General features: G+C 69.4%; 18 protein-coding genes. 7 read left to right on the top strand and 11 right to left on the bottom strand.

Annotated elements, in window-relative coordinates; translation table 11 throughout:
* Window positions 1–162: 162 nt before the first annotated feature.
* On the bottom strand, window positions 163–414 hold the full coding sequence (locus tag AB0L53_RS40045; protein ID WP_364005881.1) for a hypothetical protein: 252 nt from the start codon (window positions 412–414) through the stop codon (window positions 163–165).
* Between the two features lie 504 nt (window positions 415–918).
* On the opposite strand from AB0L53_RS40045, the gene AB0L53_RS40050 reads away from it, so the two are divergent.
* The gene (locus AB0L53_RS40050; protein WP_364005884.1) at window positions 919–2,043 is read left to right on the top strand and encodes a S8 family peptidase; all 1,125 of its coding nucleotides are present in this window, start codon (window positions 919–921) and stop codon (window positions 2,041–2,043) included.
* Here the strand turns inward: AB0L53_RS40050 and AB0L53_RS40055 are convergent.
* Genes AB0L53_RS40055 through AB0L53_RS40070 form a run of 4 tightly spaced genes read right to left on the bottom strand, consistent with a single transcriptional unit; the run spans window position 2,033 to window position 6,739 of the window.
* Window positions 2,033–3,613 (bottom strand): glycoside hydrolase family 43 protein, encoded by a 1,581-nt coding sequence (locus AB0L53_RS40055; RefSeq protein WP_364006057.1) that lies wholly within the window; start codon window positions 3,611–3,613, stop codon window positions 2,033–2,035. The genes AB0L53_RS40050 and AB0L53_RS40055 overlap by 11 nt on opposite strands.
* A gap of 48 nt (window positions 3,614–3,661) precedes the next feature.
* The gene (locus tag AB0L53_RS40060; protein ID WP_364005886.1) at window positions 3,662–4,507 is read right to left on the bottom strand and encodes a carbohydrate ABC transporter permease; all 846 of its coding nucleotides are present in this window, start codon (window positions 4,505–4,507) and stop codon (window positions 3,662–3,664) included.
* Complete coding sequence (locus AB0L53_RS40065; RefSeq protein ID WP_364005889.1) at window positions 4,504–5,457, bottom strand: sugar ABC transporter permease; 954 nt, start codon at window positions 5,455–5,457, stop codon at window positions 4,504–4,506. Before AB0L53_RS40065 ends, AB0L53_RS40060 begins: the two co-directional genes overlap by 4 nt.
* A 7-nt stretch (window positions 5,458–5,464) precedes the next feature.
* Window positions 5,465–6,739, bottom strand: a complete 1,275-nt coding sequence (locus AB0L53_RS40070; RefSeq protein ID WP_364005892.1) for an extracellular solute-binding protein — start codon at window positions 6,737–6,739, stop codon at window positions 5,465–5,467.
* Window positions 6,740–6,961: 222 nt separating this feature from the next.
* On the opposite strand from AB0L53_RS40070, the gene AB0L53_RS40075 reads away from it, so the two are divergent.
* Entirely contained in the window at window positions 6,962–8,017 is a 1,056-nt protein-coding gene (locus tag AB0L53_RS40075) for a LacI family DNA-binding transcriptional regulator (RefSeq protein WP_364005895.1), read from the top strand.
* On the opposite strand, the gene AB0L53_RS40080 is transcribed toward AB0L53_RS40075, so the two are convergent.
* The 3 genes from AB0L53_RS40080 to AB0L53_RS40090 form a co-directional block, all read right to left on the bottom strand.
* Window positions 8,005–8,919 carry a CoA ester lyase gene (locus AB0L53_RS40080; protein WP_364005898.1) on the bottom strand — a complete coding sequence of 305 codons (915 nt, stop codon included), beginning with the start codon at window positions 8,917–8,919 and terminating at the stop codon, window positions 8,005–8,007. The genes AB0L53_RS40075 and AB0L53_RS40080 overlap by 13 nt on opposite strands.
* Window positions 8,909–10,156, bottom strand: a complete 1,248-nt coding sequence (locus tag AB0L53_RS40085; RefSeq protein WP_364005901.1) for a CoA transferase — start codon at window positions 10,154–10,156, stop codon at window positions 8,909–8,911. Before AB0L53_RS40085 ends, AB0L53_RS40080 begins: the two co-directional genes overlap by 11 nt.
* Window positions 10,157–10,253: 97 nt before the next feature.
* Window positions 10,254–11,171, bottom strand: a complete 918-nt coding sequence (locus AB0L53_RS40090) for a LysR substrate-binding domain-containing protein (protein ID WP_364005904.1) — start codon at window positions 11,169–11,171, stop codon at window positions 10,254–10,256.
* 103 nt (window positions 11,172–11,274) lie between these two features.
* On the opposite strand from AB0L53_RS40090, the gene AB0L53_RS40095 reads away from it, so the two are divergent.
* The 3 genes from AB0L53_RS40095 to AB0L53_RS40105 all read left to right on the top strand — a co-directional run bounded on the left by AB0L53_RS40095 (window position 11,275) and on the right by AB0L53_RS40105 (window position 15,889).
* A complete protein-coding gene (locus AB0L53_RS40095; protein ID WP_364005907.1) occupies window positions 11,275–12,597 on the top strand; it encodes a citrate:proton symporter in 1,323 nt (440 codons plus the stop codon).
* A 326-nt stretch (window positions 12,598–12,923) separates the two neighbouring features.
* Entirely contained in the window at window positions 12,924–14,261 is a 1,338-nt protein-coding gene (locus tag AB0L53_RS40100; RefSeq protein WP_364005910.1) for a CocE/NonD family hydrolase, read from the top strand.
* The gene (locus AB0L53_RS40105) at window positions 14,258–15,889 is read left to right on the top strand and encodes a tannase/feruloyl esterase family alpha/beta hydrolase (RefSeq protein WP_364005912.1); all 1,632 of its coding nucleotides are present in this window, start codon (window positions 14,258–14,260) and stop codon (window positions 15,887–15,889) included. The genes AB0L53_RS40100 and AB0L53_RS40105 overlap by 4 nt, the downstream gene beginning before the upstream one ends.
* A gap of 64 nt (window positions 15,890–15,953) precedes the next feature.
* On the opposite strand, the gene AB0L53_RS40110 is transcribed toward AB0L53_RS40105, so the two are convergent.
* The 3 genes from AB0L53_RS40110 to AB0L53_RS40120 all read right to left on the bottom strand — a co-directional run bounded on the left by AB0L53_RS40110 (window position 15,954) and on the right by AB0L53_RS40120 (window position 18,876).
* A complete protein-coding gene (locus AB0L53_RS40110; protein WP_364005915.1) occupies window positions 15,954–17,225 on the bottom strand; it encodes a cytochrome P450 in 1,272 nt (423 codons plus the stop codon).
* 10 nt (window positions 17,226–17,235) lie between these two features.
* Complete coding sequence (locus AB0L53_RS40115) at window positions 17,236–18,069, bottom strand: TetR family transcriptional regulator (RefSeq protein ID WP_364005918.1); 834 nt, start codon at window positions 18,067–18,069, stop codon at window positions 17,236–17,238.
* 252 nt (window positions 18,070–18,321) lie between these two features.
* Window positions 18,322–18,876, bottom strand: coding sequence for a YceI family protein (locus AB0L53_RS40120; RefSeq protein WP_364005921.1), 555 nt, complete (start codon window positions 18,874–18,876; stop codon window positions 18,322–18,324).
* A 101-nt stretch (window positions 18,877–18,977) separates the two neighbouring features.
* On the opposite strand from AB0L53_RS40120, the gene AB0L53_RS40125 reads away from it, so the two are divergent.
* Window positions 18,978–19,829, top strand: a complete 852-nt coding sequence (locus AB0L53_RS40125) for a helix-turn-helix transcriptional regulator (protein ID WP_364005924.1) — start codon at window positions 18,978–18,980, stop codon at window positions 19,827–19,829.
* Window positions 19,830–20,039: 210 nt separating this feature from the next.
* Window positions 20,040–20,876, top strand: a complete 837-nt coding sequence (locus AB0L53_RS40130; RefSeq protein WP_364005927.1) for an aldo/keto reductase — start codon at window positions 20,040–20,042, stop codon at window positions 20,874–20,876.
* The last annotated feature ends 511 nt before the right edge of the window (window positions 20,877–21,387 follow it).

Below are 21,387 nucleotides of genomic sequence, written 5' to 3' on the forward strand. Positions count from 1 at the left end.
GACCGAACCCTGAGCGCGGTCCCCCGCCGCGACGGGAGACCGCGCTCAGCACCGGCCACCGGCACCATCCGGCCGCGCCGGTCGGCGACCGGCGACCTGACCTGGCGATCCGGCGATCCGGCGATCCGGCGACTGGCGATTGGGAAGAACGGCGCGGTGCGGCTACCAGGCCCTGGCCCAGGAAGGGGACGGTGTCGGGTCCGGGGTGAGGTCGCGCAGGTCGTGGAACCAGGTCTGCGTCCACGTGCCGGACCGCCGCTCAATGATCTTGACGGCGCCGTCCCGGGTGGCCATGAGCAGCCGCCCCTCATCGTCCCAGTCCGCCCGGAGATCGTCAGCCGGTTGTCCGCGGCGAACGCGCAGCCGCCGGTCCAGGTGCCGCCGGTGTGCCAGGCCGCGAGCGCGGTGAGCCACGGCGTCTTGGACACGGCGAAATAGGTGTCCCACGAAGACTCCCCGTGCCCGAGCGCGAAGTACCCGAGAAGCCGCCCGTCGGGCGATAAGTCGCATCGACGCGGGTACAGCGTCCCGCGAAGCCAGGCGCCGGATCTCACTTCACGCAGCCGCAGGTCCCACTCCAGCAGGTGCCACCAACCGGCCGGGCCACGACGCATGATCAGGGCGACGGGCGCGGAAAGACGACAGGGCGGAGCTGAGCTGGTCATCGGGCGGCTCCCCGTAGACGTGACATTCCGACGGTAGCCCGCGGACGACCCGGACATCGAGCCCATTTCCCGCACGGGCCTTCCTCGGCAATCCCCCGTAAAACACCCCACTGATAAAGCACTTTTCACTCCGCGTACTCAAGCGAACGAATCGCTATATGCGCGACTGGAGAAATGGCACTAAGGAGATCATCGCCCATGCACTCGAAAGGGCACCTTGGTGAGAAAGTATCTAGCATCGGGCATATCAGGCATGCTGCTGGCCCTCGCGCCGGCGGTCGCCTTCCATCCGGCGCGGGCCACCGACGGCGAAGCCATCGGAGCCACTCTCCCGTCGTCCGCCAACTACATCGTGACGTTGAAAGAAGGCGCCGAAATACCGGCGTATATCTCGCCGAATCATATCTATCACCACGCCGTCAACGGCTTCTCCGCCACGTTGACCCCGGAAGAGATCGCCCTGCTCCGCGGCAACCCGGACGTCATAGCGATCGAGGCGGACAAGCCCGTCAAACTGGACCCCGCGCCGAGCGCCGAAGCCGAACTCCCTTGGTACCAGCAGTTCAGCCCACCGTGGAACCTCGACCGCATCGACCAGCGATTTGGCTTGAATAATCGGTACATATTCCGATACACCGGCGCGTCGGTTCGCGCTTATGTGATCGACACCGGTATCCAGACCGACCAGGGCGAGTTCGGCGACCGTGCCATCAACGTGTTCGACGCTTTCGGTGGCGACGGAGTCGACTGCCAGGGCCACGGCACGCACGTGTCCGGCACGGTGGGCAGCGAGTCCTGGGGTGTGGCGAAGCTGGTGCGACTGCGCGGGGTCAAGGTGTTCCCCGAGTGCAGCGGTGACACGTCGACCTCAGCGATCATCGCCGGCATCGACTGGGTGACCGCCCACGCCATCCACCCGGCCGTGGCCAACCTCTCGCTGGGCGGCCCCCAGTCCGTGGCGCTCAATACGGCGGTGACCACCCTGGCCAACTCCGGCGTCTTCGTCTCGGTCGCCGCCGGCAACGAGAACGCCGACGCGTGCACCAGATCACCGGCGAGCGCCCCGAACACGCTGACCGTGGCCGCCTCGGACATCAACGACACCAAGGCCTGGTTCAGCAACTTCGGACCCTGCGTCGACCTCTACGCACCAGGGGTGGGCATCCCGTCCGTCCCGCTGGCCGGGATCTACCCGAGCGTCCTGAGCGGCACGTCGATGGCGGCCCCCACGGTGGCCGGGGTGGCCGCCCTCATCAAGGACCGGTACGGCGAGATGTCGTCCAGCGTGGTCAACGCCTTGATCATCCAGTGGGCCACCCAGCTCGCGGTCAATGGCAACCCGCTCTCCACGCCGAACCGGCTGCTGTTCAAGCCTTGATCCGCCCCTCGTGATCGCCGGCCTCGTAGTCGAACCAGTCGAAGCTCGCGGTGCCGTCCGTGACGTACATGCCGATGACCCGCCCCGTGAAGCCGGTCGCCACCTCCGTGGACAGATAGCGGCCGTCCAGCTCGGCCAGGAGAACGCCGCCGGCGGAGAAGGCGATGGTGTCCGGGCCACGGGCGCCGACGCCAACCGGCTCCCCGACGTCCGCGTCCACCGAAGCGGACGCAGGCGCGGACGCGGATGCAGACGCGGGCGTGGATGCAGACGCGGGCGTGGTCACGGACGGCGGCAGAAGGTCGCGCGTACGGAAGTCGATGGCGAGCGTGACCGGCCCCGGAGGTACGGGCTGGTCCGCCACGCACTGGCGCACCGGGCCGATCCGCGCGATCAGGCGCGCCCGCCCCTCGTGTACCTCCAGGTCATAGTGGTGGGCCTCGTCCAGGCGCACGGACAGCCCGGCCGTGGCCGATCCCGGCTCCAGGAGAGCGGCGACGCGGCAGTCGTGGTGCTGCTGGCGGCGGCCGACGAAGGTGCATCCCGGGCGGTCCGTCGTGCTTCCGGTGGCGTGCAGGGTGAGCCGGCCGGGGCGCTCGGTCAGCGACCAGGAGCCGTCCGGGCGGCTGCGCGGTGAGATCCAGTACGGCGCCAGCGCGTCGGCGTCGAAGTCGTCGCGCGGCGGTGTTTCAGGAAGGGGATGCCAGGCGGTGGGCGCCGGATGGCGTTCGAGGACCGGGCCGACGACGGGCCAGCCGTCCACCCATTCCACCGGGGTGAGGAACGTCTCCCGCCCGAGGACCTGGAACTCCGGCGTGTAGCCGCGCGGGCGGGTGCCGAGCAGGACCATCCACCAGCTGCCGTCGGCCGCCTCCACCAGGTCGGCGTGGCCGGTGCTCTGGATCGGCCGGTCGGTGCCGCGGTGCGACAGGATCGGGTTGGCCGGGCCAGCCTCGAACGGGCCGCGTGGCGAGCGGGCGCGGGCGATCGAGACGCTGTGGGCGCGCTCCGTGCCGCCCTCGGACATCAGCAGGTACCACCAGTCGCCCACCTGGTAGAGGTGCGGCCCTTCCGGATATTTCATGCCGACGCCTGACCAGGCGGGATACGGGCCCTCCAGGACCTTGCCCGCCACCGGGTCGATGCGCGCGACCCGCGTACCGGAGAAGGCGCACCAGCAGGAGCCGTCCTCGTCCCAGGCCAGGTCGGGGTCGATGCCCGGCAGGTCGATCCAGACGGGGTCCGACCACGGGCCTTCGGGGCGCTCGGCGGTGACGATGAAGTTGCCCCGGCCGCTCACGTTCGTCGTGATCAGGTAGAACCGGCCGTCGTGGTGGCGGATCGTCGGCGCGTAGATCCCGCCCGAGGCGGGCACCTCAGGGGGCAGCTCCAGCTGTGACGGCCGATCGAGCACGTTGCCCAGCTGCCGCCAGTGCACCAGGTCGCGGCTGTGGAAGATCGGGACGCCGGGGACGTACTCGAAACTGGAACAGACGAGGTAGTAGTCCTCGCCGACCCGGCACACGCTGGGATCCGGGTGGAACCCGCCGATCACCGGGTTGTCGTACATCCGCACGTTGAGCGGTTCCTTTCCCTGAGCAAATTAAACGCGTGAAGATCAGCCCTTGAAGGCGCCGTCCATGATCCCGGCCACCATGCGCCGGCCCACGAAGACGAACAGCACCAGCAGCGGGACGGTGGCCAGGAACGAGCCCGACATGGCGAGCCCGAGGTCGACGTCGAGGCTGTTCTGCAGGGCCTTGATGGCGATCTGCGCGGTGTACATCTCCGGCGACTTCAGCACGATGAACGGCCACAGGAAGTCGTTCCAGGCGGTGACGAACCCGAGCAGCCCGAGCACGAACGCGGCCGGTCGCACCAGCGGGAACGCGATGCGCCAGAAGATCTGCCAGCTGGTCGCGCCGTCGATGCGGGCCGCCTGGAGGATCTCGTCGCTGATCGTGGTGGACAGGTGCTGGCGCATCCAGAAGATGCCGAACGCGCTGGCCAGGCCCGGCACGATGAGCGCCTGGAGGGTGTCCACCCAGCCCAGCGCAGAGATGATCATGTACTGCGGGATGACGGCGAGCTGTGTCGGCACCGTCATGGTGAGCACCACGATCAGGAACAGCGCGTTGCGGCCGGGGAAGCGCAGCTTGGCGAAGGCGAACCCGGCCAGCGAGCAGAGCAGGGCGTGCCCGACGCCGATCGTCCCGGCCACGATGAGGCTGTTGACGATCGACTGGACGAAGGGCACCGTCGTGAACACCAGGCCGGCCAGGTGGAAGAAGTTGCCACCGGGCGCGATCTCGGGCGGCAGCTGCGTGGCCGTCGCCGTGTCGGTCGTGGCCACCACGAACATCCAGTACAGCGGGAACAGGCAGCCGAAGACGGCCAGTCCCAGCAGGAGGTAGGTCCACCAGCGGACACGCTCGCCCGAGCGCCGGATCGTCTTGGTCATCATCGCTCCGGCCGGATACGGGTGGACAGGACGTAGTTGAGCGTCGCGACCGCGACCACCAGCACGAACAGGGCCACGCCGATCGCCGCGCCGTACCCGAACTGGAACTGGCCGAAGCCCTGCTCGTACAGGAACAGCGTCAGCGTCTGGCATTGCCGGATCGGTCCGCAGGTGAGCGGCGCGCTGCGGGAGACCAGCAGCGGCTCGGTGAAGATCTGCAGGCCCCCGATCGTCGAGGTGACGATCGTGAACACGATGACCGGCCGCAGCGACGGGACCGAGATGTGGCGGAACTGCTTCCACCCGCCCGCGCCGTCCACGGCCGCCGCCTCGTAGATCGCGCGCGGGATCGCCTGCAGGGAGGCCAGGTAGAGCAGCGTGGTGTAGCCGAACCAGCGCCAGGTCACCATGACCGCGATCAGCACGTGGCTGCCCCACACCGACTGCTTGAAGTCGATCGGCTCGACGCCGGCGAAGCCCAGCAGCCAGTTCAGCAGGCCGTAGTCGCGGTCGAACATCTGGGCGAAGACGATCGTGGTGGCCGCCACCGAGGTGATGTACGGCACCAGCATCGACATCCGGAAGAACACCGCCAGCCGGAGCCGGGCGTGGTTGAGCAGGTGGGCCAGGCCCAGCGCCAGCACCAGCTGCGGCACGGTGGACAGCAGCCAGATGCTGATCGTGTTCCCGGCCGCGTTCCAGAACCGGGCGTCGTCGAACAGACGGCTGAAGTTGCCGAAGCCGATGAAGACGTGCTCGCCGATGGGGTTCCAGTCGAACAGCGCCACGTAGAAGGTGAACAGCAGCGGGAACAGCCCGAAGACCGCGAAGATCAGGAAGAACGGGGCGATGTAGGCATATGGGGCGATGCGCTCGCCGATGCCCTGCCGCACCCGGATCGTGAGCGCGGGCGGCGTCTCGGCCGGCCGCGCCGTGCTGAGGCTTGTCGTCACGCTCGTCCTACTTGCCGATGGCCGTCTTGACGTTGGCCAGGGCCGTGTCCCACGCCTTGACGGGGTCGCCCTTGCCCTGCTCGACGTTCGTGATCGCGTTCTGCAGCTCCTGGCCGATGGCCGAGCTGTCCGGGCCGATGAGGAACGGCTTGAGGCCGAGCAGCGAGTCCGTGTAGATCGTCCCGATCGGCGCGCCGGAGAAGAACTCGTCCTTCAGCCCGGTGAGCTTGGGGTCCTCGTAGACCGACGGGGTGGTGGGCAGCGAGCCGGAATCCACGAAGTGCCCCAGCTGGCCCTGCGGCGACTGGGTCGCGGTGATGTACGCCCAGGCCGCCTTGGGGTTCTTGGCACCCTTGGGGATCGCCAGGTAGCTGCCGCCCCAGTTGCCCGCCCCGCCGGGGATCACGGCGACGTCCCACTTGCCCTTGGTGTCCGGAGCGTTCCGCCGGATCGCGCCCAGCATCCACGACGGCGCGGAGATCACCGCGAACTGGTCCTTGCCCATGCCCGCGCTCCAGCCCTCGGAGAACGAGCTCTGCTTGGCGGTGATCCCGGCCTGCGCGGTCTTGATCGCCAGGTCGAAGGCCGTCTTGACCTGCGGGCTGGTGCTGTAGACGACGTTGCCCGAGGGGTCGTAGTACTTCTGCGGCCCCTGGTTGACCGCCTGGTAGAACACGCTGGTGGCCGCGTTGTCCACGAACGCCTTGCCGGTCTTGGCGGTGTACTTCTTGCCGGTCTCGATGAAGGCGTCCCAGGTGGGCCAGAGCTTGCCCACCTCCTCGCGGTCGGTCGGCAGCCCGGCCTTCTTGAACAGGTCCGTCCGATAGGCGACGGCCATGCCGCCCACGTCCGTCGGGATGCCGATGATCTCACCGCCCTTGGCGGTGCTCTGGCTCATCACCCAGTCGAGGTAGTCGCCCTTGATCTTGTCGGCGCCCATCGGCCGCAGGTCGTTGAAGTTCTGCGGCTGCTGGACGAACTTGGGCAGGTCGTCGCCCTGGATGAGGACGAGGTCGGGCACCTTGCCGCCGGCCAGCGCCGTCGTCAGCGCCTGCGCCGTCTCTACGGAGCTGCCGACCTCGGTCAGCTTCACCTGCGTGCCGGGGTTCTTCTTCTGGTAGTCCTCGACGGCGGCCTTCTGGTTGATCCCGCTGAAGGACCAGAAGTCGAACGACTTGCCGCCGCTCTCGGTCGCCTGAGTGGAGGTTCCGCCGCCGCAGGCGGCCGTGGTCAGGGCGAGTGCCGCGGCGAGCGCGGCCGGGATTACGTTGCGGAGCTTCACGGCGATCTCTTCCCCTGGGGGTCGGTGCTGAAGAGTTGGTACGGACTGACGGCGGCGCGCCCATGGGAGTGGAGTTCGTCGCTGCGCCTAAAATTTTCGTAACTAGGGCCGATCGTTAATCGGGGACTTTAGGCACTTCACGCGAAACCCGTCAATAATCTGGTCGCAAGATTGCCGAAACAGTCGGACAGGAGCCTGAAAGCGTGGCGTTAGACTGCGCCCATGACCGCGACCCAGGAGCCGCCCGCATCCGGCCCCGCAGCCGGCACCGCGCCCAACCAGCCGCTGACCATCGCGCAGCTCGCCGAGCTGGCCGGAGTGTCCACGGCCACGGTCTCCAAAGTGGTGAACGGCCGTTCCGAGGTCGCGCCCGAGACCCGGGCCCTGGTCGAGGGACTCATCCGCGAGCACGGCTACCGGCGGCAGCGGCGACGCGACAGCCCCGCCGCCCTGGTGGAGCTGGTCTTCCACGCGCTGGAGGGCGACTACCCGATAGAGATCATCAAGGGCGTCGAGCGGGTGGCGCAAGAACACGACCTGGCGCTGGTGCTCTCCCAGCTGCAGCACCACCACGTACCGGGCCGGAGCTGGATCGAGGGTGTGATGAGACGCCGTCCGACCGGTGTCATCGCGGTGTTCAGCAGCCTGACCGACGCCCAGTGCCACCAGCTGGCCAGCCGCGACATCCCGCTGGTCCTGCTGGATCCGAGCGGCGAGCCCGGCCACCAGGTACCCTCGGTGGGCGCCGGCAACTGGAACGGCGGCCTGTCGGCGACCCGTCACCTGCTGCAGCTCGGCCACCGGCGGATCGGCATCATCACCGGCCCCGACTACGCGCTGTCCAGCCGGGCCCGCCTCGACGGCTACCGCGCGGCGCTGGACATGGCCGGCGTGCCCGTCGACCCGGACCTGATCTGCGCGGGCGACTTCCTGGTCGAGGGCGGCCTGGCCATGGCCCATCGGCTGCTGCGGCTGCCCGATCCGCCCACCGCGATCTTCGCCTGCAACGACGGGCAGGCCACGGGCGTCTACGGGGCGGCCTACGAGCGGGGGCTACGCATCCCCGACGACCTGAGCGTGATCGGCTTCGACGACCTGCCGCCGATGCGGTGGGCCATCCCGCCGCTGACCACCATCCGCCAGCCGCTCACCGAGATGGCCGCCGCGGCCACCAGGATGCTGGTGGCGCTCACGCACGGCGAGCCCGTGCCGCAGAACCGGATCGAGCTCGCCACCGAACTCGTGGTGCGAGGGAGCACCGCCCCCTACGGCCGCTGAGAAGTTCCGAAAGTTTCTGGATTCTTTCCGTATGTATCAAGGACAACTCGCGCCCGGGTGGCCATGGCCTCGTCCACCATCTCCCCTTCGAAGGTGATCGCCCCGGCGCCGTGTCCCTGTGCCTCCTCCACGGCGGCGATCATCCGCGCGTAGCGGGCGAGCTCCTCCGGGGTGGGCGAGAAGACCTCGTTGATCACGGGGACGTGGGCGGGGTGGATCGCCATCATGCCCTCGTACCCCAGGGAGCGGTTCTGCTCGGCGAACGCCCGCAGTCCTTCGAGGTCGGCGATGTTCGTCCAGAGGCCCGCGATCGGGCAGGGCGCGCCCGCCGCCCGCACGTCCAGCAGGACACGGGCGCGCAGGGCCAGCGTCTCGGTGCCCTCAGGGCTCCAGCGGTAGCCGACCGCCCGCTCGACGTCGCCCCCCTTGCCGGTGACCGCGCCCAGGTAGGCGACGCGGGGCGCGGCCCGGCCGATGTCGTACGCCGCACGCAGCGCGGCGGCGCTCTCCAGCAGCGGCACGAGGGCGATGTGCCCCTCGGGCAGGCCGTGTTCGCGCTCGCACCAGCTCAGCAGCCGGTCGGCCAGGCGTACGTCCCCTTCGTCCGCGACCTTGGGCAGGACCACCCCGGCCAGGCGGGCGTGCGTGATGGCGCGCAGGTCCTCGGCGGACGCCCAGCCGTCGAGGGGATTGATCCGGACGAAGAGCGCCATGTCACCCGTCGCGCCGGCGACGGCCTCGGCCACGCGCGCGCGGGCCGCGGCCTTGCCGGCCTGCGGGACGGCGTCCTCCAGGTCGAGGATGGCCGCGTCAGCTCCGGCGGCCGCCGCCTTGGCCAGCCATTCGGTACGGGTGCCGGGGACGAAGAGCAGGGAGCGCAGCGGCGGCCGGTCAGATGACACCGCGCTTCTCCAGATCCGCGAGCTGGTCGGCGCCGAGCCCGAGCCACTGCCGGTAGACGAGGGCGTTGTCCTGCCCGAGCGCGGGTCCGGTGCGCCAGACGTGTCCGGGTTTCTGGTGGAAGTGCGGGAGGGCGGCCTGCATGCGGACCGGCCCGAGGTCGGGGTCGTCGACGGTGATGATGTCGCCGCGTTCGGCGTACACGGGATCGCCGGCGATGTCCTCGGCGGTGAAGACGCGAGAGGCGACCACCTCGGCCTCCGCGAACGCGTCCAGGCACTCGGCGGTCCCGCGCGCGGCCACCCATTCGCGCAGTCCCTGGTCCAGCCGTTCCCGGCCGGCGAGTTGCCGCTGCGTCGTGGCGTACTCCTCCTCGGGCAGGCCCAGGAGCCGGACGACGTTCAGGACCGAGCGGAGGGTCGCGGAGGTCACGGTGATCCAGTCGCCGTCGCCGGACAGGTAGGTGTTGATGACCGCGGCCGGTGCGACGGCCAGCTGGTTGCCGGACCTGCCGGGTACGACACCGAGCTGGTCATGCGTGATGACCTGCCATTCGACCAGCCGGAACAGCGGCTCGAACAGGGCCAGGTCGATCCACTCGCCGTCGAAGGCGGGGTCGTTGGCCCGCCGGTGCAGGGCGGCGAGCACGGCGTAGGCGCCCATCAGCCCGGTCACGGCGTCGCCGTGGGAGAACCCGGTGTGCACGGGCGGCCCGTCGGGAAAGCCGGTCAGGTGCACCACGCCGCTCCTGGCCTCGCCGACCTTGCCGAAGCCCGGCGCGTCGGCCCGCGAGGACGTCGCTCCGAACCCGGAGATCTGCAGCAGGACCGCCTTGGGGTTGATCCGGTGCACGGCCTCCCAGTCCAGTTCCCAGGCCCGCAGCCGGCCGGGGCGCAGCGTGACGATCACGACGTCGGCCCAGGCCACGAGCCGGTGCGCCACCTGCCGGCCGTCGGGGTCGTGCAGGTCCAGGGTGACGGAGCGCTTGTTCCGGCCCGCGACCTTGAACCACAGCGGTACGCCGTCGCGCGTGGGGCCCATGGCGCGAGCGGCGTCACCGACGCCGGGGGGTTCGACGTGGATCACGTCGGCGCCCTGGTCGGCGAGCATGGACCCGGCCAGCGGCCCGGCGACCACATGGGCGAACTCCACCACTTTCAGACCACGCAACTGCCCCTGGCCGTGCTGCTGTTCGGTCGCCTGTCCGCTCGCCTGTTCCGTCGCCTGTTCGGTCGCCACGCATGAGCTCCTTCGCACTGTCCGGTGCTGTCATCCTGCCCAAGGCGAGAAATGCGGGTCCAGCACAAGAAGTCAATAAATTCATGCTATTTACGCATTAACCCATCCAGGAGACGCCCGGCGGCAGCTCCGTACGAAACTCTTCGAGCACGTCCAGGAACGCGGCCGCCGCGAGCGGCAGGGTTCGCCGCGCCCGGACCACGACGTCCAGCCGCCGCTCCACCACGGGCCCGGTCAACCGGCGGTGCACGACGTGCCCCGGACCCAAAAGGGGCAGCACCAGAGCGGGCATCGCCGACACGCCGAGACCAGCGGCGACCAGGCCGCCCACCGTCGCCACGTTGCTCGCCTCCGCCGCGGGCGTCACCGCGGCGCCCGCCTGGGCGAACGCCGCGTCGGTGAGCCTGCGCACACTGGACTGCGGCCCGACGGCCAGGAACGGCTCGGCGGCCAGCTCCTCCCAGGTGACCTCGTCACCCTCGGCGAGCGGGTGCCCCTCGGGCAGTACGGCGTGGAACTGGTCGCGGATCAGCGGACGATGGTCGAGCCGATCCGGCGACGCGCCCACCGTGGTGATCGCGAAGTCGGCGTCACCCGACAGCACCCTGCCGAGCACGGCCCGTTCGAGCCCGTCCATGATGCGCACCGCCACCTGCGGCCGCTGCCGCCGGAAGGCGGAGATCATGCGCGGCAGCAGCACCGCCGCGACCGAGGGCAGCGTGGCCACGGCCACCACGCCCGACTCGCCGAGCAGGTAGCGCCGCAGCTCCTTCATTCCCGACTCGTGGGCGCCGACGATCTGCTCGGCCACCCGCAGGGTCTCCAGGCCCGCCGCGGTGAGCTGGACGTTGCGGGTGTCGCGCTCCAGCAGGCGGGCGTCGAGCACCCGCTCCAGGTCGGCGACCGCGCGGCTCAACGTCGACTGCGAGACGTGCAGCTGCGCCGCCGCGGCGGTGAAGCTCGCCGCCCTGGCCACGGCGACATAGGCGGCGAGTTGCCGGAGAGTAGCGTCCATGAGCCCAACCTATGCACATACCGCATGGATAAATCCACTTTTGATGGTGGACGTGAAAGGTCAGCGCTCGGAAACTTCTCCGTAACCCTCCGAAAGGACCTCGATGATCGCGCTCCTCGGCTTTCTCACCATCGGCCTGTTCCTGGTGCTCACCATGACCAGGCGCGTGTCGGTCCTCACCGCGTTGGTGCTGGTCCCGGTGTTGACGGCGCTTGCCGGCGGTTTCGGCGCCGAGATGGGCCCGATGATCCTCGCCGGGCTGGGCAAGGTGGCGCCCACCGGCATCATGATCGCTTTCGCGGTCCTGTATTTCAGTCTGATGATCGACACGGGGCTGTTCGACCCGCTGATCCGCGGCATCCTGCGCCTGGCCAAGGACGACCCGCTGCGGATCGCCGTCGGCACGGCCGTGATCACGATGTGCGTAGCCCTGGACGGCGACGGCGCCTCGACCTTCCTCATCACCGTCTCCGCTCTGCTGCCCGTCTACAAGAGGCTGCGGATGAGCCCGCTGGTGCTCACCGGCGTCGTCTGCCTGGGTGCCGGCGTAATGAACATGATCCCCTGGGGCGGCCCCACAGCGCGGGCGATGGCGGTGCTGAAGCTGGACAGCTCGCAGGTGTTCACCCCGGTTCTGCCCGCGATGGTCATCGGCATCGTCTGGGTGCTGGTGGCGTCGTACCTGATCGGCCTGCGCGAACGCCGTCGCCTCGGCACGGTCTCCCTGCCCGAGCCCGCACCGGAACCCACGGCCGAGTTCGTCGCCGGAGACGGGCCGGGGACGCCCCTGGCTCCGCCGCGCCGGCACCCGGCCCTGACCGTCTTCAACCTGGCGCTGACCGTCGCGCTGCTCGTCGGCCTCATCCTTCAGGTCATGCCGCTTCCGGTGCTGTTCGTGGTCGGGTTCGCGATCGCCGCGCTGGTCAACCACCCCTCCTGGGAGAAGCAGCAGGAACTGCTCGACAGGCACGCCAAGAGCGTCGTCCTGGTCACCACGATGATCTTCGCCGCCGGGGTTTTCACCGGAATCCTCACCGGGACCAAGATGATCAACGAGATGGCGACCGCGTTCGTCAACATCATCCCCGACTCCTTCGGCGGCCACCTGCCGGTGCTGGTCGCGATCACCGGCATGCCGCTCAGCCTGGTCTTCACCCCCGACGCCTACTACTTCGGCGTACTGCCCGTGCTCGCCCAGACCGCCGGCGGCTTCGGCATCGAGTCCGCCGAGGTCGCCAGGGCCGCCATCCTCGGCCAGATGACCACCGGCTTCCCGCTCAGCCCGCTCACCGCCGCGACGTTCATCCTGGTCGGCATGAGCGGCGTACAACTCGGCCAGCACCAGCGCTTCATCTTCGGCTGGGCGTTCGCCACCACCCTGGTCATGACCGTGGCCGCGCTCCTGACCGGTGCCATCTCCCTCTGACCGCGCGAGGACCCCCCATGAAGTACGGCAGGATCGCCGCCGCTCTGTCCCCCTATCTACCCTCTCGGCGGTGCCCGCCCCCGCACACGCTGACAGCCTGTTGCCCACGTGCAGTGATCGGAACTGCTTGCGACGTATCAATCACGTACGGTAAGGTTTTCGTGATCGAACGGGCAAGCGATAACCAAGCTGGCCGTGAGATCACTTCCTGGATTCATCGGTATAACGAGGCCGCCGGGCGGGCGGTGACAGGACGTGGAGACTTGCCGGTAGGTGGGTCGGTGAAGCGTCAAGCATCCCGTTCCACAGCTCGTGCTGCTTACGGCATGGACTGCTGCGTAAGCAGCACGGGAATCTTCACCTCTTCAGGGCGAGGAGCACGTCAAGACTACAACACCTACGATCAACTGCAGGCCCAGGGCCAGGCGACGGCCTTCTTCGTCACCCGCGGCTACACCACCGCCGTGTGCAACACCCGCGGCACGGGCGCCTCACCCAGGCGCCCGAGCCCGTTCAGCGCGCAGGAACAACGCGACAACTACGACCTCATCGAGTGGCTGGCGAGCCAGCCCTGGTCCACCGGCAAGATCGGGCAGACCGGCGTCAGCTACGGCGGCCACTCCTCCCTCCTGGTCGCGGTGAACAAGCCGCCCCACCTGGCCGCGATCATCCCCGTCGACGGAATCAGCGACTGGTACGAGAACACCATCTACCGAGGCGGCATCTACTCGGCCAGGATCCGGGACTGGCAGCGCGCCGTCGCGCCCGACACCCTGGTGACCTACGCCGAGCACCCGCTCTATGACGACTACTGGCGAGAGCGCAGCGTCAAGGCCCGCTGGAAGAACCTGGACGTCCCGGTCCTGGAGATCGCCGGCTGGTACGACAGATACCGGGCCGCCATGGTGGCGAACTTCCAGGCCCGCCCGAAGAACGTCTGGCTGGTCGCCGGCCCCTGGCAGCACGGCTGGCCGTCGGGCCAGCCCGCCGACATCGGCAACGGCGCCTATCTCGCCTGGTGGGACCACTGGCTGGCCGGCCGCGCCGACGCGCCGCTGCCCGCCGCCAAGGTGACCTCCTATCAGGTGCCGAGCACCGGCTGGCAGCAGTTCGCCACTTGGCCCCCTCCCGGCACCCGGCAGACCCGCCTCGGCCTGAGCGCCGACGGCGCACTGACGACCGGATCGGCCAAGCCGGCCACCCTCGCCTTCACCGTCAACGTCGAGACGACCCCCGCGACCCCGGACGAGCGGCTCACCTTCCAGGCGCGGCCCTATCAGCAGGACACCATCCTGGCCGGGGACGTGGCCGCGAAGGTGCGCGCCGCCTTCAGCGCCACTGACGGCAACATCGCGGTCGTGGTCGAGGACGTCGCCCCCGACGGTACGGCCGTCCGCATCACCCAGGGCTGGCTGAAGGCGAGCCACCGGTACGGACACGAACGCGCCGTCCCCGTCCGGCCGGGCAAGACGTATGACCTGGAGATCCGCACCTGGCCGACCCACTACCGGCTGAGCGCCGGCCACAGCCTCCGCGTGACCGTGTCCAGCGACGATTATCCCGAGATCGACTCCGACGCCCCGGCGGGCCGGGTCCACCTGCGGGTGGGATCCGGCGGCACCGAGATCCGGCTCGGCACGCTCACGGGGAAGGACGTCCAATGATCCGGCTCAGGACAGGGGACGCCCCCTTGACCCGCCTCAGGACGCCCGCCAGGAAGAACGCCCGCTTGTCCCACCTCGGGAGGCTCTTGGCCGCGATCGCCACCGTACTGTCGATGGCGATCCCCCTGAACGCGCAGCCATCCGCCGCTGCGGTGGCCGAGAGCGGCACGTGCGAGAGCCTGACCGCCGTGACACTCCCCCACACGACCGTCACCCTCGCCGAATCGGTCCCGGCGGGCAGGCACACCGCTCCCGACGGCCGGGTCCTGCCGTCCGTGCCCGCGTTCTGCCGCGTCCACGGCGTCGCCAAGCCGGTGCCGAACTCCAGCATCGGCTTCGAGGTGTGGATCCCTGAGCAGGGGTGGAACCAGCGGCTGCTGATGTTCGGCAACGGCGGATACAGCTCGGCCATCGACTTCCCGTCCATGGGCGGCCCCGCGCTGGCGGCCGGGTACGCCACCGTCGGCACCGACACCGGGCACACCGGTGACGACCCTGACGTGTTCGTCCAGGGCGCCGCCAATCCGGAGATCATCGTCGACTGGGGCCACCGCGCGGTCCACGAGACGATCGTCAACGCCAAGCCGATCGTCGAGGCGTACACCGGCGCCAAGCCGCGCTACTCCTACTTCATCGGCTGCTCCACCGGCGGCCACCAGGCGCTGATGGAGGCCCAGCGTTACCCGGACGACTTCGACGGCATCGTGGCCGGCGCCCCGGGCAACAACCGCGTCGCGCTCAACGCCGGCTTCCTCTGGCAGTTCCTCCGCAATCACACCGCCGGAAGCACCTCTGACCCGATCGTCCCGGCGGCCAAGCTGCCGCTGCTGACGAACGCGGCCGTCAAGCGATGCCGGGGCAAAGACGGCGGTCTGGCGACCGACGACTTCCTCACCGATCCGCGACGCTGCTCCTTCGATCCCGCCTCGCTCCGCTGTCCCGCCGGCGACGCTCCCACCTGCCTGACGAAGCGCCAGGTCCAGGCGTTGCGGGAGATGTACGCGGGCGCCCGCGACCCGCGTACCGGCGAGCAGATCTACCCCGGCTGGCCGGTGGGCAGCGAAGCACCCGTGGTGGACGCGTCGGGCACCGTGCGGGTGGGCTGGAGCTCCTACTGGGGCGCCACCGAGCCGGCACGGGCGAACTTCTGGCGCTACTGGGTCTTCAACGATCCCAACTGGAACTGGTGGACCTTCGACTTCCACCGCGACCTGCGCCTGGCCCAGAAGAAGCTCGGCCCGATCATCAACGCCACCGACCCGGACCTGAGGCCGTTGCGGCGTAGTGGCGGCAAGCTCATCATGTACACGGGCTGGGCCGATCCGGTCGTCTCCGCCCACGACACCATCGACTACTACGGTCAGGTGGTTCGCGCCACCTCCGGTGAGCGTCAGGCGGGCAGCACGGCGGTCGCGCGGACGCGGGAGTTCGCCCGGCTGTTCATGGTCCCCGGCATGGCCCACTGCGGCGGCGGCCCCGGCCCGAATGTCTTCGACACGCTGACCCCGATCGTGAGCTGGGTCGAGCGCGGAGCGGCGCCCGCCGAGATCGTCGCGACGAAGTACGTACACGACAACCCGGCGGACGGCGTCGCGATGACCCGTTCCCTTACGCCCTTCACGTGTTAGCGGTCCGGTAGGGCGTACCGGACGGAGGTCAGCCGACGCGCATAGGCCAGCCGATGCGCGTCGGTCAGCCGACGCGGATCGGAAGGGTACGCGGCCCGCGGACCTGACCGGCGGCCCAGGTCACCGCGTCCGGGTCGGCCAGACTGAAGTCCGGGAACCGCTCCAGCCACACCTCGAGCGCGACCCGCAGCTCCATGCGCGCCAGGTGCGAGCCCACACAGCGATGAATGCCCAGGCCGAACGCGACGTGCCGGTTGACCTCACGGTCGATGACGACCTCGTCCGCCCGGTCGAACTGCGCCGGATCGCGGTTGGCCGCCGGGAACGACAGCAGGATCCAATCGTCGGCCTTCATGTCGCCGCCGCGCCAGTGCATGTCCTGCTTGACCAGCCGAGCCATCGTGACCGGCGCGTACGCCCGCAGGAACTCCTCCATCGCGGTCGGCAGCAGCTCCGGCTCGGCAACCAGGCGCTCTCGGTCGGCGGGCGTCTTCGCCAGGTGCCACAATGACGCGCCGATCGCGCTCCAGGTCGTGTCGATGCCGGCGATGAGCAGCAGCGCCATCGTGCCCGCCACGTGGGACGGGTCGAGCTTGTTACCGTCGAGCTCGGCGTCGATCAGGTAGCTGGTGAGGTCGTCGCGCGGGTGCTCGACGTGCTCGCGGATCTGCACGAGCAGGTAGTCGAACAGCTGCTGCGAACGGGCGAAACGTTCCTCCGGCGGCAGGTTGATGCCTTCGAGCGCGTTCTCGACGAACACCCGGAACTGCGCCCCGTCCTCGGGCGGGAAGCCGAGCATCTCGGCGATGACCCGCATCGGGATGTGCTGGGCGTAGTCGGCGGCGGCGTCGACGACGTCCTGCCCCTCCATCGCGTCGATGAGCGCGTGGCAGTACGCCCTGGTCCCCGCTTCCCGCTTGGCCACCGCGGACTTGGTGAACGCCGGCAGCAGCAGCTTGCGCGCGTGGTGGTGGAAGGGCGGGTCGGAGGAGATCGGCGGCGCGGTGCCCACGGGGGCCAGCTCGACGGGCGGCCGGAAGTTGCTCATGATGATCGCCCGCGACGAGAAGTGCTCGGTGTCGTAGGCGATGGCCGCGACGTCCTCGTAGCGGGTCGGCAGCCACCCGCCGCCGAACCGCTCGGTGTGCGCGATCGGGCAGCGCTGCCGCAGCTCGTCCTGGATGGGGTACGGGTCGGCCGCCCACTCCGGCTCCGCATGGGAGAAATCGGTCGCCCAGTCCGAGACGGGCCCGGTGATGACCTCGTTACGCGAACCCGGGGGCGGCTCTTCCAGCGTCCCCCGGTACTCCTGGTTGAAGCGGTCGTCCACGGTCATATCTACCCTCCTAGAGGATCTCGATCGCTCGTTCGGGACAGTTGGACACCGCCAGGCGCGCCGCGCGCTCGTTGTCCGGCGGCACGATCCCCTCGCCGATCACCTGCCCGTAGCCCTCGTCATCCTCACCGAACAGGTCGGGGGCGAGGTCGTAGCAGCGACCATGCCCCTGACAGCGCTCGGAGTCGATCCGCACTTTCACTGTGGTGCTCCCCTCTGAGCCGTGGTCTCGATGGTCTGTGGTCTGTTCTGTGGTGTCGACGGGGGCCAGGGCGGCCACGACGCGGGTGAGCAACGCGGTCCATTCTTCGTCGTCCACCGCGTGCAGGTCCGGGGTGATGAGCGCGCTGCCCATCGCGAGCGCGAGGCAGAAGTGGGCGAACGCGTTCCCCGACAGCGCCGGGTCGAGCTCGCCATCACGCTCGGCGATGCCGACGAGCCCGGCCAGCCAGTCGGCGCGTTCGCCGATGTAGTCGCGCATCGGCTGCGCGACCTCCTCATCACGACGGGCCGCGACCAGCGCCTCGACGATGAGATAGCCGCCGGCATCACGCTTCCACGGCAGCCGCCGACCGACCACGACGAGCAGCTCCGCGATCGACCGGTCCGGATCGGCGGCCAGCAGATCGGCCAGCAGCCGCGGCCCGTGCGCGCGCAGCGCGGCCACGAGCAGCTGGGCCTTGGACCCGAAGTGCGCGTACAACGCGCCGTTGCTCACCCCGGCGGCCGCGGCGATGTCCGCCACGCGCGTACCTCCGTACCCGCGCTCGGCGAACACCTCGGCAGCCGCTCGCAGCAACCGTTCACGCGTCTCGGCGGCGGTGACGCCCGCGATACGCCCCATGATCAAATTAAACGACCGTTCATTTGATTCGTCAAGGGCGGCTTCATTTCTGAGTGGGTGTCTGACGGCCTTGCAGATGGAAGTGCGTCACGCCAGATGGAAGTGGACATGGCAGTGGGCCATGGGGGTTGGCAGTAGGGGCGTGTACGGCAGGAGGTTCGGCCCGGGACATGATGGCGGTCCGGCCCCGGCGGCTGACGTTGGTGGTGGCACCGGCGTGCGGCGAGTCGTTCGCGTCGTGGGTTGATCGGATTATTCGGGCTCGACGAACTGCATGTCGAGCTGGATCTTCACGGAGTCACCGAGGATGGCGAGGGCGAAGCCGAGATCGAAGTCGCTCCGGCGGATCTCGCCCTTCGCTTCGAATCCGGCGTGCCTGCGCTCGTCCACGATGGAGTCTTCGACCCCGCCGAACTCGACGTCGAAGGTGACGGACCGGGTCACCTCGCCGATGGTGAGGTCGCCCTCCATGATCCAGTCGCTGCCCCGGCTTTCGATCCTGGTGGAGCGGAACGCCATGGCGGGCCGGTTGGCGACATCGAGCATGTCGGGGCCGCTGACGTGGGCGTCTCGGTCGGCGTTGCCGGTGTCGATCGAGTCGAGCGCGACGGTGGCGGTGACCGAGCAGCTGTCGAGGGTGTCGCCGACGGTGAGGTCGGCCGCGAAACGCCCGAACTGGCCGCGCACCTTCGAGATGCCGAGGTGACGGATCGTGAAGCCGACCGCCGAGTGGTACGGGTCGAGGGTCCACTGCCCGGCGGTGAGCGGCAGAGCGGTCGGGGTCGTCGCGATGGTCTTGGAAGTCATGCCCCCAAACCTGGCCCGGCCGGCGGCACATAGGGAGGCCGGGCTGAGGCTGGCCCTGACAGGGCGACGATGAGCGCGCCCAGGATCGGTAGGTTGCGGGTGTGAGTGAGAACGAACTGGGCGCGTTCCTGCGGAGCCGCCGGGAGGCCATCAGTCCCACCGACGTAGGGCTGCCCACCGGATACCGGCGGCGGACACCGGGGCTGCGCCGCGCCGAGCTGGCCACGCTCGCGGGGATCAGCGTCGAGTACCTCGCGCGGCTGGAACAGGGCCGCGACCGGCATCCGTCGCCGCAGGTGCTCGGCGCGCTCGCCGACGCACTGCGGATGTCCACCGACGAGCGTTTCCACCTCAGGCTCCTGGCGAAGGCGACCGAAGGCGGCAGCCCCTTCATCTGCCCTTCGGCCCAGCCGCCGGTCGTGTCCATCCGGCCGACGGTGCGGGCGCTGCTCGACAAGCTGGAACCCGCCCCGGCGGTGCTGATCAACCGGATGACGCAGGTGCTCGCGTATACCACGGGCTTCGAGCGCCTGGCCCGGCCTACTGGCCTCCTGGACGCTGCCGAGCCCAGCTTCGTACGATTCGTGTTCACCGACCCGCGCACCCGCGACATCTACCCCGACTGGGACGCCGTCGCGAGCCAGCAGGTGGCCATCCTCAAGCACGCGGCCGGCCTCGCCGACCCGCACGTGGCGGCCCTCGCCGACGAGCTCACCATCACGGCCGGCGGACCCTTCGTCGAGCGGCTCACGACGCCGGGCCTCCCCGAGCGGGCTGGCGTCCAGCGCTGGGCGCACCCTGAGGCGGGGGAGCTGCGCCTCGCGTACGAGGCCCTCGAACTCGCCGACGACCAGCGCCTGATCGTCTACCTTCCGGCGGACGAGGCGTCGTCGGCCGCGCTCGATCGCCTGGCCGGCCGTCACCTCGGCACGCTCCGCGTCGTCAACGGCTGACCGCGGGTGGTCGCCTGCCGAGAATTCCGCCGTTCGTTGGACGGCCTGTTCCCGGTGGGCTGCTCCGGTGGCCAGGTCGGTGAGAGCCAGGGGCGCGGCAGAGGCCCTGACGCATCGGCGGGTGGCCGGTGACCAGGAACGCGAACCACAAGGTGACGATCACCCACGCTCTTTTCGTGATCAACTTCTAGTGACAGGCGAAACCAACACATGACATTGAGCACGTTCCGCATCGGGGGTGAGCTCAGCGTGCAGCGGGTCGGCTTCGGGGCCATGCAGCTGCCGACCGAACCCCGACCCGCTCGGGAGGCCGCCATCGCTGTTGCCAGGCGCGCCGTCGAGTTGGGCGTCACGCTGATCGACACCGCGCACCTGTACGGCTGGGGCGCCAACGAGGAACTCCTCGCCGAGGCACTGCATCCCTATCCGGACGACCTGCTCATCGCGACGAAGGTCGGGGTCGCGCCGCCGAACCCCCTGCACGACGCGGCGATCTGCGGACGGCCAGACTTCCTGCGCGATCAGGTCGAGCAGGGCCTGCGTCGGCTACGGGTCGAACGGCTCGAGCTGCTCCAGTTGCATCGCATCGATCCGACGGTGCCGCTCGCCGACCAGCTGGGGGCGCTGCGCGAGCTCCAGGTCGCGGGCAAGATCGGCCACATCGGCCTGTCCGAGGTCACCGTCGCCGAGCTCGAGGAGGCGCGGCAGATCGTTGACATCGCGAGCGTGCAGAACCGCTACAACATACTCGATCGCGAACACGAGGCCGTGCTCGACGCCTGTGCCCCGGCGGGGATCGCCTTCCTGCCTTGGCGGCCCATCCATCCCGCGGTATCGAAGGCGACGGCGGAAATCGCCGCCGTGGCGGCCGAACTCGGCGCCACGGCGGCGCAGGTCTCGCTCGCATGGCTGTTGCACCGTTCGCCGGTCATGCTGCCCATTCCTGGCACCGGCACGATCGGGCACCTGGAAGAGAACGTCGGCGCGGCGAACCTGCGACTGAGCGACGATCAGTGTCGGCGGCTCGATCGCATCCACCCGCGATGAGAGGTGATGACAATTGGTCGGCGACAGGTCCGCCGCGAGTCGCGTCCTCGCCGGAATGACCGCGCGCAGCAGCTTGGGCAGGTCCCGCCGGTAGTGACGGGAGCAGGAGCCGCGTAGCTTGGTGCACACCTGCGGTCGGTCCGCTGATCGCCCAGGTCACGGGGCCGGGGGCGGGCGCTCGATCGAGTCGCTGTTCACCTTGTGCCTCGAAGGCCTGCTGGACGGCCCGGCCACAATCCAGCCGACGCAACGACGCGTGGCCCGCATCATCAACCCCCACCTGCAAACCGTTGGGCTGGACCAGCCTCTCGCTTGCCTTGGCTCAGATCCCCATGTGCGAGGAGTAGCCGCTCGAATTTCGCGCAGCATAACCAGGACCACGCACGCTCATGACACTTGATCTTCGGCTGGGTACTGCCAACTGTGATCAAAGGGGTCCACATGGCCGCCTCGTAGTCGTGGAGGTGGCCGTCGGCGTAGGTAAGGCGGTGCCACGGGGCCGCGCGGCCGA

This window comes from Nonomuraea sp. NPDC052129, from assembly GCF_040680095.1.
In the GTDB taxonomy this organism is placed as follows: domain Bacteria; phylum Actinomycetota; class Actinomycetes; order Streptosporangiales; family Streptosporangiaceae; genus Nonomuraea.